This is a genomic window from Streptomyces sp. NBC_00335, assembly GCF_036127095.1.
Taxonomy (GTDB): Bacteria; Actinomycetota; Actinomycetes; order Streptomycetales; family Streptomycetaceae; genus Streptomyces.
In genome coordinates this window covers 323113-336149 of the sequence record NZ_CP108006.1, presented here as the reverse complement: position 1 = coordinate 336149, position 13037 = coordinate 323113, and the positions used below count along the sequence as shown (strand labels likewise).

Here is a 13037-nt window from a genome sequence, read left to right as displayed (position 1 = left end):
CGGCCGCGGGGTCAGGAGTTGGTGAGGGGCAGGCCGGGCGGGTTGACCTGGGAGGTGGTCACGGCCTCGTCGGAGAGGTTCCAGGCCTTGAGGAGCTGCGCGTACTGGCCGGTTCCGACGAGGTGGTTGATGGCCTGGGCCACGGGCTCGGCCAGTCCGCTGTCCTTCTTCGCGGTCGCGGCGATCAGCCCCTGGAGGGTCTCGCCGGCGCCGGAGAACGAACCGGCCTTGCGGGTCGGGGCGTTGCCGCTCGCGGTCTGGGGGATGTGGTAGGCGATCGACGGGTTCGGGCCGAAGTTGAGGTCGATCTTCTTGCCGCTCAGGGCCAGGTAGACGCTGTTGGCGTCGGGGAAGTACTTGACCGTGAAGTCCTTGCCCTCGGACTGGAGCTTCTTCTGCCACTCCAGGAGGATCTTCTCCTGGTTGGTGCCCTTGCTGACCGACACCGTCTTGCCCGCCAGGTTGCGGTAGTCGCCGCCGAACTCCCAGGTGCTCTCCTTCAGGGACTCGAAGGCCAGGTTGTCCTGCCGGTAGGACGCGAAGTCGTACTTCTTCTTGCGCTCCTCGGTGACCGTCACGTTGGTGAAGGCCACGTCGACCTTGCCGCTGTCGATGCCGACGAAGAGGTTCTCCCACGTGGAGTTCTTCACCACGGGCTTCAGACCCAGGGTCGCGGCGACGAGCCGGCCGAGGTCGGGCTCCGAGCCGGTGATGGTCTTCTGGTCGGTGCCGACGTAGGTGAGGGGCGGGAACCCGGCGGGCAGGGCGCCGACCCCGATGACCAGCTCACCGCGGTCGCGCACGGCCTTCGGGAGCTTTGCGCGCAGGGACTCGACGACGGGGACGGTCAGTTCTGCCTGCTGCGCGGCCCCGTTGGAGACGGCGCCGATGGTCACCTTGCCGGAGCCCGCCTCGGTGCCGGTGGCCTTCGCGTCGCCGCCGCACGCGGTGAGTCCGGCGGCGAGGGCGACGGCGGCGGTCGTGGCGCCGAGGCCGCGGAGAAGTCTGTTGCGCAGGAGGGAGGGGCGGTGCATGGCGTTGCCTTTCGGGTGTGCGGCGATGCGGGGAAGGCCGAGGTGGGGAAAGCGGTGGGTGGGAAGGGAAAGCTCTGGAAGGGGCGGGGCAGGGAGGTCAGAGCACCTTGCTGAGGAACTCCCGGGTCCGCGGGTGCGCGGGGTGGTCCAGCACCTGCGCGGGCGGGCCCTGCTCCACGACGCGGCCCTCGTGGAGGAAGACGATCTCGTCGGCGACCTCGCGGGCGAAGCCGATCTCGTGGGTCACGATCACGAGGGTGGTGCCCCCGGTGGCCAGGTCCTTGATCACGGAGAGCACCTCGCCGACCAGCTCGGGGTCGAGCGCCGACGTGGGCTCGTCGAAGAGGATGACCCCGGGCCGCAGGGCCAGGGCCCGCGCGATGGCCACCCGCTGCTGCTGCCCGCCGGACAGCTGTCGCGGGTAGGCGCCGCCGCGGTCCCCGAGCCCTACGCGGCGCAGCAACTCCTGCGCCAGGGCCTGAGCCTGCGGCCGGGACAGCCTGCCCGTGGCCACCGGGGCGGCGGCGACGTTGTCCAGTACGGTCAGGTGCGGGAAGAGGTTGAAGTTCTGGAAGACGAAGCCGATCCGGCCGCGCTGGGCGAGGATCGCCCGTTCCTTCAGCTCCTTGAGCCGGCCCCCGTGCCGCTGGACGCCGATCAGTTCGCCGCCGACGCTGACGTGGCCGGCCTCGGGCTTCTCCAGGTGGTTGAGGACCCGCAGCAGGGTCGACTTGCCCGATCCGGAGCGCCCCAGGATCACGGTGACGGTGCCGGGCGCGACGGTCAGGCTCACCCCGTCGAGGACCCGCCGGCCGCCGAACCACTTGTGCACGTCGTGCACCTCGATCGCGGCCGGCCGGGAGGCCGTGGCGACGGTGCCGCTCGCGTTCCCGGTCATCGGGCCGTCTCCTTCCGGTAGCGGATCCGTAGGTCGCGCAGGCCCGTCCGGGCCCGCTGGAGGGGAGTCGGCGTGGGGGTGCGCAGCGCTCCGCGGGCGTAGTGCCGCTCGACGTAGTACTGGACGACGGAGACCAGGCTGGTGAGGATCACGTACCAGACGGTGGCCACGAGCAGCAGCGGCACCACGTCGCCGGGATAGGTGCTGCCCAGGCTCTGCACCGAGCCGAACAGGTCGAGCAGGGAGACGTAGAAGACCAGGGAGGTGGCCTTGAGCAGGCCGATCAGCTGGTTGACGTACGAGGGCACGATCGAGCGGAGAGCCTGCGGGAAGACGATCCTGGCGAACTGGTACCGCTTGGGCAGTCCCAGGGCCGCGGCCGCCTCGTGCTGGCCCTGGTCGACGGAGAGCACCCCGGCCCGGACGATCTCGGCGGCGTACGCGGCCTCGCTGAGGCTCAGGCCGACCACCGCGACCACCATGTCGGTGGCGAGCCGCGACTCGTCGAAGGTCAGGAAGGCGGGTCCGAACGGCACGCCGATGCTGAGGGTGGGGTACAGGGCGCTGAGGTTGTAGAGGAAGAGCAGGACGACGATCAGCGGCACGGAGCGCAGGAGCCAGATGTAGGTCCAGCTCACCGAGCGCAGCACCGGGCTGCCCGAGAGCCGTCCGAGGGCCAGCAGGACGCCGCCGGCCAGGCCGAGGACCGCACTGTACGCGGCCACCTGGAGGGTGATGAGCAGCCCCTCCAGGATCACCGGGCGGGTGAACCAGTACGCGAAGCGGTCCCATTGGTAGAAGGGATTGGTGATCAGCCCGTGGGCGGCCTGCGAAACCAGCACCAGGACGACGACGCCGGCGACCCACCGCCCGGGCCGGCGCAGCGGCAGGACCCGCTCGGCGGGCCCGGGCGGCCCTGGTGGCCCGGAGGGGCCGGCGGGCGCGGAGAGGAGCAGTGATTCGGTCAAGGACACTCCACGGCTTCGAATGGGAGCAGAATCGAAAAGCAGCCGTCAAGCAGAACAGGAGAGGCCGCCGATATCTCTTTGTCTGCGGCGTAAGCTAGGCAGCCCGGAGAAGGGGTGTCAACGGCCTTGATATCGGGATGCGTGAAATCATGTTCCGATTTCATCCGCCGTACATACAACGCCTCTTGGTGAAATGAAACTCAGCGGGAGCCCGGTGCGGTCACCGAGTTCAGGCGGCCCCGCAGGCCGGCCAGCCGGACGCGCAGCAGCCGCAGCGGCGTGGGCGGAAGGCCGCGCGAGCTGCCGCGCGCGTAGTGCCGCTCCACGTAGTACTGGCCGGCGCTCAGCACCGTGGTGACGGCCACGTACCAGAGGGTGGCCACCATCAGCAGCGGGATGACCTGGTAGTTCTGGTTGTAGACCAACTGCACCGAGTACAGCAGGTCGTGCACGGCCAGCACGCTGACGATGCTGGTGCCCTTGAGCGTGCCGATCAGCATGTTTCCGGCGGTCGGCACGATCGAGCGCATCGCCTGGGGAACCACGATCCGGTACAGGGTGCGGCGCCTGCTCAGCCCGAGCGCCTGCGCGGCCTCGGTCTGGCCGGGGTCCACGGAGAGGATGCCGCCGCGCACCACCTCGGCGGCGTACGCGGTCTCGTGCAGGGTCAGGCCGATGACGGCGGTGAGGGTCGGGCCGAGCAGGTTCACCGTGGTGACGGTGAAGAGCTGGGGGCCGTAGGGGATGCCCAGGCCGAGCGTCGGGTACAGGGCGCCGATGTTGAACCAGAACAGCAGCTGCACCAGGAGCGGCGTGGACCGGAAGATCCACACGTAGCCCCAGCTCAGGGTGCGCAGGACGGGGTTGGCCGACAGTCGCATCACGGCGAGCACGGTGCCGAGCAGGAACCCGAGCACCATCACCACGCCGGTCAGCCAGAGGGTCAGCAGCAGCCCGTCGAGCACGGCGGAGGTGGTGAAGTACTGCCCCACCAGGCCCCATTGGAAGGCGTCGTTGCGGACGACGGAGACCAGCACCGTCGCGAAGACCAGCAGCGCGGCGGCGGCGGACAACCGGCGGCCGGGGCGCCGGCGGGGCACGATCGGCGGCGGCTCCGCGCCGGGGGCGGACACGGGGAACCCGTCGGACACGCGGGGCGCGTCGGAGACGTCGGAAACGGTGGTCATGGGGGTGCTCCGGAGAGTGGGAGGGATCCCGGGCGCGGCAGGGGATGCCGGGCACGGGTACGGTCGCCGTCACGCTCGCCGTGTCCCTCAACACGGCCGGACCGGCCCGCGCGCAGCGCGGAGCCGGAACGCCGCCGATCGTATGCGCCGACCGCACGAACGTGTCAACAGTGCGCGGTCCGGGGGCGGTCGGGCCCGTCCGCCATCCGGTCCGTTGCTTGACGAAGAGCGCTCCGTACTGTTCAAGTAGTCGCATGAACGCCCATCAGCGCCTGGTCTCGCGCGACTACATCGACTTCGGTCGGGTGTGGTCCGCGGCCTGTTGCGCCTGACGCGGCAGCGGGCCGTCTGACCGGCCCTTCCCTCCCTCGGTGACCCCGTCGCGGGCCGAGAATTCCCTTTGCGCACCCGTCCTGCGGGCCCTGTGGCCGCCGCCGGGCCGGGCTGTCGCGAACCCGGACGCGCGCTGCCGCCGCACCTGCTTCCCTCGCCCAGCGTCGTCACGCCCGCATCGCCGTGCCGGGGGGTGGTTCACCCTGCCCTGCCGCGATCCGCCGCACCTTCCGAAAGGCCACACCCATGCCCGTGGAGTTCCTCGGCATAGCCGCCACCAACGACGGCTCCGAAACCACCGCACGATCCGGCGCCGCCTTCGACAAGGACTACACGCTCAGACTCGCCAGGGCGCACGAGGAGCACGGCTGGGACCGGGTGCTGTTCGCCTACGGTTCCGGCACCCCGGACCCGGCGCCGGCCGCCGCGTTCATCGCGAGCAAGCTGGATCGCCTGCAGATCCTGCTGGCCCACCGGCCCAACGTCTCCTACCCCACCTACGCCGCCAAGACCTTCGCGACCCTCGACCAGATCAGCGACGGCCGACTGGCCGTCCACTTCATCACCGGCGGCAACGACCACGAGCAGGGCCGCGAAGGCGACGTCCTCACCAAGGACGAGCGCTACGCCCGCACCCGCGAGTACATCCGCATCGTCAAGAAGATCTGGACCACCCACGAGCCCTTCGACCACGAAGGCGAGCACTACCGCTTCCACGACTTCGTCAGCGACGTCTTCCCCGTCCAGCAGCCCCACCCGAAGGTCTCGTTCGGCGGCTCCTCGCCCGCCGCCTACGCGGCCGGAGGCGCGGAGGCCGACATCTACTGCCTGTGGGGTGAGCCCCTGGAACAGACGGCCCAGCAGATCGAGGCCGTACGGGACGCCGCGCGGGCCGCGGGCCGCACAGACGCGCCCCGCATCCAGGTCGCGTTCCGCCCGATCATCGCCCCGACCGAGGAGCTGGCCTGGGAGAAGGCCCACCGCACGGTCGGCGCCATCCGGGAGCGCAGGCGGGCGGGGACCGTACAGCGCCACCGCAACGGGGTGTCCGAGGCCACGGCCCCTCAGAACACCGGATCGCAGCGGCTGATCGCCATCGCCGAGGCGGGGGAGCGCTACGACCGGGCGCTCTGGACGCCGACGGCGGCCGCCACCGGGGGCGCGGGCAATTCCAACGCCCTGGTCGGCACCCCGGAGACGGTGGCCCAGGCACTGCTGGACTATTACGACCTCGGCGTGGACATCCTGTCGGCCCGGGGCTACGACCTCCTCGGCGACGCCGTCGACTTCGGCCGGTACGTGATCCCGCTCGTCCGCGAGGAGGTGGCGAAGCGTGACGCCGCGCGGGACGCCGTACGCGATGCCCGGCCCGAGGCCGGTTTCCCGCGCCAGACCTTGACGGCGGTCCGCGGATGAGCCCCCTGGTGAACAAGGGCGCCGGGCTCGGAGGAGGCCTGCGCACCGCGCTCGTACTCCTGACGGCCCTTCCCCTGCTGGCCACCCTGACGGCCTGCGGCTCCGGTGACGGATCCGCTCCGTCGGCCGCCGCCCTCGCCTCTCCCGCGCCGGCCGACGATCCGGTCGCCGGGGTACGGACCCTGGAGCCGATCGCCGCCCTGCTTCCCGCCGAGGTCCGCAAGGCGGGCAGCCTGCGGCTCGGCGGCTCCGTCGGATCCCCTCCGTCGGCGTACTACCCGAACGGGCAGGACAAGCCGCCCGCCGGCCAGGACATCGACATCGCGGCCGCCGTGGCCAAGGTCCTCGGCGTGAAGCTGGAGCGGCAGGACGCCTCCTTCGAGACGATCCTCCCCGCCCTCGGCAGCGGCAAGTACGACGTGGGCACGGGCAACTTCGGCGTCACCACCGAACGCCTGAAGTCCGTCGACTTCGTCACCTACATCAACGACGGCCAGGGCTTCGCCGTCCGGACGGGCAACACCGCACTGACCGGCCAGGTCTCCGACCTCACCCAGCTGTGCGGGCTGACCATCGGCACCGGCGCGGGCACGACGTTCGAGAAGACCCTCACCCGGCAGAAGGAGGTCTGCGCCACCGCGGGGAAGAAGCCGTACGAGGTCAAGGTCTTCTCCGAGTCCGGGGCCGTGACCACGGCCCTCCAGCAGGGCCGGATCGACGTCGTCATGTCGACCATCAACGGCCTGCGCCACCAGGCCGCGCAGCCCGCCGCGCAGACGACCTTCCTCGGCGAGTACCACCGCCTCGACGTCGGGTTCGCCTTCAAGAAGGGCTCCCCGCTCACCCCCGCGTTCCAGGCGGCCGTCAACGAGCTGATCAAGGACGGCACCTACGCGCGGATCCTGAAGAAATGGGGCACCACTCCCTCCGCGATCGACACCTCGCAGATCAACCCGCCCGAGCACACGTGAGCGAGCCCGCACCCGAACGGGTCATGGTCGAGGTCCGGGGCGTCCACAAGAGCTTCGGACCCCTGGAAGTGCTGCGCGGGGTCGACCTGAAGGTCCGCGCCGGGGAAGTCACCGTGATCCTCGGCCCCTCCGGCTCCGGGAAGTCCACGCTCCTGCGCACCATCAACCACTTGGAGAAGGTCGACCGCGGCTGGATCAGCGTCGACGGCGAGCTCATCGGTTACCGCGGCCACCGGGGCAAGCTGCACGAACTCAAAGAGAAGGAGGTGCTGAAACAGCGGACCCACATCGGGTTCGTCTTCCAGAACTTCAACCTCTTCACGCACCTCACGGTGCTGGAGAACCTCGTCGAGGCTCCCGTCTCCGCGCTGCGCCGGACACGGGAGGAGGCCGGGGCGACGGCCCGCCGGCTGCTGGAGCGCGTGGGGCTGAGCGACAAGGCGGACGCCTACCCGCGCCAGCTGTCCGGCGGGCAGCAGCAGCGGGTCGCCATCGCCCGCGCGCTCGCCCTCGAACCCAAGGTGCTGCTCTTCGACGAGCCGACCTCGGCGCTCGACCCGGAACTGGTCGGCGAGGTCCTGGACGTCATCAAGGACCTGGCCCGTACCGGAACCACGATGCTCGTCGTCACCCACGAGCTCGGCTTCGCCCGGGAGGCCGCCGACACCGTCGTCTTCATGGACGGCGGGGTCGTCGTGGAGCAGGGAGCGCCCGGGGCCGTCCTGGACGACCCGCGGCACCCCCGCACCCGCGCCTTCCTCGCCAAGATGTGGTGAGGGACCAGATCACGTGGTCGGATCCGGCCGGGGCGGGGAGCGGTTACGCGGTCCCGTCCTGCAGCCAGTGCGGTGTACGGAAGACCGCGCCGCCGTACATCGGGAGGGCGATCGACTCCCCGTGCCGGGCCAGCTGGCTCCAGGGCCGGTTGATTCCGGTGGAGCCGTAGCGGCGCACCCGGGTGACGGTGTCGAGGTCCAGGACGTCGACGAGCACCTCCTCGCCGGGTCCGGCCTGCTGGCGGACGGTGCCCTCGGGGTCGACGATCGCGCTGGCGCCGACCCCGGCCGGGTCGGCGGCGTTGACGTTGACCACGTACACCTGGTTGGTCCAGGCGTTGGCGCGGGCGCAGACCAGTTCCATCTCCCGGTCCCGGGTGGGCGTCAGGGTGGGCTGGATGACGATCTCCGCTCCCAGCCAGGCGAGTTGGCGGACCGTCTCCGGGAAGGAGCCGTCATAGCAGATGGCCAGGCCCACCCGCCCGATCCCGGGGAGGTCGAAGACCGTGAACTCGTGGCCGGGGCGGGCCTTTTCGTACGGCTGCCAGGGGAAGACCTTGCGGTAGCGGGCGACGATCTCACCCTCGGGCGAGACCGCTATGGCCGTGTTGTAGATGTGGCCGTCCTCCGCTCGTTCGTAGAGGCTCCCCGGGACCAGCCACAGCCCGGTCTCCCTGGCGAGGTCGCAGATCCGGTCGGTGAGCGGGCCGGGGATGGTGACGGCCGCCTGCTCCATCCAGTCGTCGGGGGCGGGCCGCAGCAGCGGGCCCTCGGCGGCGAGCAGGAGCTCGGGGGCGACGACGAGCTGGACGTGGGGGAAGAGCTCGTGCGTGGCGCGGACCTGGTCGCTGAAGCGCTGTCGGCTCGCTTCGAGGTCGTGGGCCACGGGCGTGGTCTGCAGGGCGGCGATGGCGAGAGTGCGCATGGGTGTGGTCAGTCCTCGGTGATGGTGAGCGCGGCGACCGACGTGCGGCCTTCGCGGAAGAAGCGGCGGAACCGGGTGCGGGCGAGCAGCAGGGCCAGGGCGCCCGCGGCGATGGTGCCGGCGCCGAGGAGGAAGACCCCGCCGACGCCGTGGAAGGAGGTGGTCCCGTACGCGGGGTCGTACATGTCGTAGGCGCTGCGGGCGAAGGCCGCCAGCATCAGCACGCCGCCCAGCAGGGGCAGGACGCCGCGCAGCAGGAGGTCGCGCGGGGAGTCCCGCAGGCTCCGCCGGAAGTACCAGACGCAGCTCAGGGCGGTGGTGCCGTAGTAGCAGGCGATGAGCAGCCCGACGCAGAGGACGGCGTCGCCGAGGATGTCCGCGGAGACGAGCCGGAGCAGGATCAGGGTGCCGGCCGCTGCCGTGCCGCAGGCCAGGGTGCCGAAGGCGGGCGTGCGGTGCCGGGGGTGGATCCGGGTGAAGACGCGGGGCAGGGCGCCGTGGGCGGCCATGGACAAGGTGCCCCGGGAATTGCCGACGAGGCAGGTGAGCAGGGCCGAGACCGCCGAGACGCAGACGGCGAGCTGCATCACCTTGGCGAGGGCCCCGCCGAGTACGGGAGGCGCGAGGGTCGTGAGGACGTCGGTGGCGTTCTCCGGGTTGCCCAGTCCCAGGCCCGTGGTGCCGGTGCCGGCGAAGCTGATCGCCGCGAACGCGGTGAACAGGTAGGTGCCCAGCAGCAGGAGCGTCGAGATGACGGCGGCCTGACCGGCCACGCGCTCGCCGTTGCGGGTCTCCTCGTTCGCCGCGAGCAGCGAGTCCCACCCCCAGTAGATGAACAGGCAGAGCAGGACGGCTTCGGCGAAGGGCCCGAATCCGTCGAAGGCGCTGGGGTCGAGCCACTCCAGCGAGGGGGTGGCGGCGCCGTCGTGGGCGAAGGCGGCCGCGCCGAAACCGAGCAGGGCCGCCATTTGCAGGCCGAGGAGCACGTACTGCACGGAGGCCGCCAGGTGCAGTCCCCGGACGGAGACCAAGGTGCACGCGGCCAGCAGGAGGAGGGCGGTCACCGTGACGACGACGTCGTTCTCGGCGAGGGAGTGCAGGCCGAGCAGGCCCAGCAGGTACACGGCGCCGACCTGGGACAGTGCGGTCATCGCGATGAGGGTGGCGACGATGACGACCCAGCCCCCGGTGAACCAGCCGGCCACCGGCCCGAAGGCGCGGGTGGTCCACACGAAGTTGGTGCCGCAGTCCGGCATCTCGCGGTTCAGCTCGCGGAACGCGAAGGCGGTGAGCAGGATCGGTACGAATCCCAGGAGCAGGGCGGCCGGAGCCAGGTCTCCCACGGCGAGCGTCACGAAGCCGAGGGTGACGGCGATGCTGTAGGCCGGCGCCACGGACGACAGCCCGAGGGTGACGGAGGCGAGCAGGCCCACGGAGCCGCCGCGCAGCCCCTTGCCGACGGGGGCGGGCGCCGGCCCGGTTCTGGTCCCGGTGTCGGTCGGGTTGGTCATGATGCCTCCTGGACGCCGCAGGTGTGGTGCGCAGAGCCTGAGCCGCTGCGTTAAACCGAGATTTAAGACCCCGGCCTCCTGGACCGTCAATAGATCGAGCGATATCGTTAAATCGAGATTTAGATGATCAACCTCTGGAGGAGATGGCGTGGCAGCCAGGAAGGGGACCGGCAAGGAGAGCCGCCGGGCCGAGCTGGGCAAGGCGGTGGAGCGCGCCGTACTGGTACGCGGACTGGAGGGCCTGCGGCTGCGCGACGTCGCCGATCAGGCCGGGGTCACCCCCGCCGCGGTGCTCTACTACGGCGATCTGGACGCCCTCGTCCACGCCACGTACCAGCAGGCCATCGAGCGCTACAGCCAGGAGCGCGAGGAGGCCGCCGACCGCTTCGAGGACGCCCGCGACAAACTGCGGGCCTGCATCGATCACGGAGTCGCCGGCGGCCCCGACGACGCGCTGACCCGGCTGCTCTTCGAATACTGGCCGCGCTGCCTGCGCGACGCCCGGGCGGCGGCCCTCGACAGCGCGCTGACGGAACGCCAGATCGCCGTCTACTCCGGCATCTTGGTGCTCGGGCAGGCCCAGGGGCACTTCCTGCTCCAGGATCCTCCCCGCCTGCTCGCCGCGAACTTCGTCGCCATGGAGGACGGTTACCAGATGGAGGTCCTCGCCGGGCGGCGCACGCGCACCGAGGTCATCGCCGCCCTGCGCTCCTACGCCCGCGCCGTCACGGGCCACGAGCTGACCGGGCAGGAACCGGCCGACCCCTCCTGAGTACGGCCCGGACGCGCCGCCGGCCCGCCTCGTGACGAGGCGGGCCGGCGGCCGTCATGCGTGCGGGGCGTCGCGTGGGCGGCGACGCCGGCGCCGGGTCAGGGGCAGGTGGCCAGGAGGACGGAGACGACCGTGCAGCTGGCGGTCGCGCTGTCGTTGAGCGGGCCGGGGTCGGTCGGCGCGGACGCCGTGCGGGTGGCGGAGACCGAGACGCGGCCCAGCGAGAGCAGGCCCAGCGGTACCCGGAACGTCTTGGTGGCGGTGGCGCCGTAGGCGATGGTCCCGTAGACGCACGTCACGGTGGACCCGGCGGCCGTGCAACCCGGGGACAGGGTGTTCGCGGACGCACCCGACGGCAGGGTGGCGGTGAGTGTCGCCGAAGTGACCGTACCGGGACCGGTGTTGCGGGCGGTCAGGGTGTAGGAGAGGTAGGGGACCAGCAGGCTGAAGCCCGGCTGTGCGGTCAGGTCGACGTCGATGTCGGCGGGCGGGAGCTGATAGGTGTACCGGCCCGCGCCGGTCACGGCACTGGTGCCGCCGGCCGTGGTGACCTGGACGTCCACGGTGCCCGCGGCGTGGGCGGGCGCGGTGGCGGCGCAGGACGTGGGGGTGCAGGAGAGGTTGGTGGCCGGGTTGCCCGAGCCGAAGACGATCGCGGTGGCGCCGTCCAGACCGGTGCCGCTGACGGTGACGACCGTACCGCCGGCCGTCGTGCCGACGGCGGGGCTGAGCGAGGTCACCACGGGGACGGGTACGTAGGTGTACCGGCCGGCGGGGGAGGGGCTGCTGGTGCCGCCGGCGGTGGTGGCCTGTACGTCCACGGCGCCGGTTCCGGCCGGAGCGGTGGCGGTGCAGGAGGTCGCCGTGCACGTGACGTCGGTGGCGGGGTTGCCCGCACCGAAGGTGAGGACGGCGCCCGTCAGATTGGTGCCGGTGACCGTCACGGCCGTACCGCCGGCCGTGGGTCCGGCGGCCGGGCCGACGGCCGTGACCGTCGGCGGGAGGGTGAAGGCGAACACGATCCGGCCGTCTCCGGCGTTGGCGCCCTCGGTCAGGGTGACGGACGAGCCGGAAACCGTCCCGGAGACCAGGCTGGATCCGCCGCCACCGCCTCCTCCGCCACCACCGGTGGCGCCGTATCTGCCGCCGCCCCCGCCCCGGCCGCCGCCGCCGTACCCGGCTCCGCCGCGGCCGCCCGCGCCGGTCGGGCTGAACACGCCCTGGGCGGCGGAGCCGCCGGAGCCGTTCGGGTACGCGCCCGGGGAGCCGTTCGGGCCCTCGTTGTCGGTGCCGGGACCTCCGGTCCCCGCGGCCCCGCCGGCCGCGGCGGTGCCCGGGCCGCCGCCCGTACCGCCCTGCGCGTCGGGGACCAGGCCGTTGCCGTCGGCGCCCGGTCTGCCGCTGTCACCGCCGGCCGCTCCCGGGTAGGCCGGGGAGCCGATGCCCGCTCCGCCCGCGCCGCCGCCCGAACCGGCCGTCAGCAGCGGCGCGCCCGTGGCCGTGGTCACCGCGACCAGGGCGCCGCCCGATCCCGGCACGCCGAACTGGGCACTGGACGCCCCGTTGGCACCGCGCCGGCCGACGGTCACGTTGAAGGTCTGTCCGGGCGTGGCCGGGACGGTCGCGACGAGGTGCGCGCCCTTGCCGCCGGCGGTGCCGTCGGCGGCGCTGCCGCCCCCGGCGCCGTCCAGGGTCACCACACCGCTGGAGACTCCGTCGGGCACGGTGACGCTTCCGGAACCCCCCGCCGAGCAGGTGATCGTGGTCGTGGCACCCACCAGGACCGGGGCGGCGCACACCCCCTCCGCCGACGCCGGGGGCGCCAGAACCGTCAGACCGCCCGCGGCCAGCGCCGAGGACGCGGCCACCGCCAGCAGCCGGCGCCGCCACGGGGCGCGCGGTCCGTGTAACACAGCAGTCGAAGACATCGAAGTCTCCCCCTCTCGCCTCCGCCCGGCAGCGGCCGGAGTCGCATACTCCCGGGAAGCCGCGGCCGGACGCTCCCGTACGACGAACCGCCCGAGTGCAGCTTGCTCCGGCGGCGCCGCCCGATCGCCGGTATTCCGGGGCCCGTTGGAGGACGGCGGCCCGGTGATACCGGCGGAAGCATCGCAGCGGCCGGGGCGCGGCGGGCGGCAAATGCCGGATCGTCCCGCCAAACCGTTGGAAACCCCGAAATCGGCCACCACACTCGTACGGATATCCGAGAGGATGCGAGGTTGTCGTGTCGCGGTGCCTCAGCCGGT

General features: G+C 71.9%; 11 protein-coding genes. 4 read left to right on the top strand and 7 right to left on the bottom strand.

Annotated features, from left to right (window positions below):
* Positions 1-11: 11 nt before the first annotated feature.
* The 4 genes from OHA37_RS01540 to OHA37_RS01525 all read right to left on the bottom strand — a co-directional run bounded on the left by OHA37_RS01540 (position 12) and on the right by OHA37_RS01525 (position 4087).
* Positions 12-1034 (bottom strand): transporter substrate-binding domain-containing protein, encoded by a 1023-nt coding sequence (locus OHA37_RS01540; protein ID WP_266901619.1) that lies wholly within the window; start codon positions 1032-1034, stop codon positions 12-14.
* 97 nt (positions 1035-1131) lie between these two features.
* Entirely contained in the window at positions 1132-1932 is an 801-nt protein-coding gene (locus OHA37_RS01535; protein ID WP_266901617.1) for an amino acid ABC transporter ATP-binding protein, read from the bottom strand.
* On the bottom strand, positions 1929-2888 hold the full coding sequence (locus OHA37_RS01530; protein ID WP_266912443.1) for an amino acid ABC transporter permease: 960 nt from the start codon (positions 2886-2888) through the stop codon (positions 1929-1931). Before OHA37_RS01530 ends, OHA37_RS01535 begins: the two co-directional genes overlap by 4 nt.
* 212 nt (positions 2889-3100) lie before the next feature.
* Entirely contained in the window at positions 3101-4087 is a 987-nt protein-coding gene (locus OHA37_RS01525; RefSeq protein WP_266901615.1) for an amino acid ABC transporter permease, read from the bottom strand.
* A gap of 579 nt (positions 4088-4666) precedes the next feature.
* Between OHA37_RS01525 and OHA37_RS01520 the strand changes: the two genes are divergently transcribed.
* From OHA37_RS01520 to OHA37_RS01510, 3 genes are read left to right on the top strand one after another with little or no spacing between them, the layout of a single operon-like run.
* The gene (locus tag OHA37_RS01520; RefSeq protein ID WP_266901613.1) at positions 4667-5836 is read left to right on the top strand and encodes an LLM class flavin-dependent oxidoreductase; all 1170 of its coding nucleotides are present in this window, start codon (positions 4667-4669) and stop codon (positions 5834-5836) included.
* Positions 5833-6807 carry an ABC transporter substrate-binding protein gene (locus OHA37_RS01515; RefSeq protein WP_266901611.1) on the top strand — a complete coding sequence of 325 codons (975 nt, stop codon included), beginning with the start codon at positions 5833-5835 and terminating at the stop codon, positions 6805-6807. The genes OHA37_RS01520 and OHA37_RS01515 overlap by 4 nt, the downstream gene beginning before the upstream one ends.
* Before the next feature lie 23 nt (positions 6808-6830).
* Positions 6831-7583, top strand: a complete 753-nt coding sequence (locus tag OHA37_RS01510; protein WP_266912441.1) for an amino acid ABC transporter ATP-binding protein — start codon at positions 6831-6833, stop codon at positions 7581-7583.
* Between the two features lie 43 nt (positions 7584-7626).
* Here the strand turns inward: OHA37_RS01510 and OHA37_RS01505 are convergent, their stop codons facing one another.
* Positions 7627-8508 (bottom strand): carbon-nitrogen hydrolase family protein, encoded by an 882-nt coding sequence (locus OHA37_RS01505; protein WP_266901609.1) that lies wholly within the window; start codon positions 8506-8508, stop codon positions 7627-7629.
* Positions 8509-8516: 8 nt separating this feature from the next.
* On the bottom strand, positions 8517-10019 hold the full coding sequence (locus OHA37_RS01500; protein WP_266901607.1) for an APC family permease: 1503 nt from the start codon (positions 10017-10019) through the stop codon (positions 8517-8519).
* A 148-nt stretch (positions 10020-10167) separates the two neighbouring features.
* On the opposite strand from OHA37_RS01500, the gene OHA37_RS01495 reads away from it, so the two are divergent.
* On the top strand, positions 10168-10791 hold the full coding sequence (locus tag OHA37_RS01495; protein ID WP_266901605.1) for a TetR/AcrR family transcriptional regulator: 624 nt from the start codon (positions 10168-10170) through the stop codon (positions 10789-10791).
* Between the two features lie 98 nt (positions 10792-10889).
* On the opposite strand, the gene OHA37_RS01490 is transcribed toward OHA37_RS01495, so the two are convergent.
* The gene (locus OHA37_RS01490; RefSeq protein WP_266901603.1) at positions 10890-12719 is read right to left on the bottom strand and encodes an IPT/TIG domain-containing protein; all 1830 of its coding nucleotides are present in this window, start codon (positions 12717-12719) and stop codon (positions 10890-10892) included.
* Positions 12720-13037 lie beyond the last annotated feature (318 nt).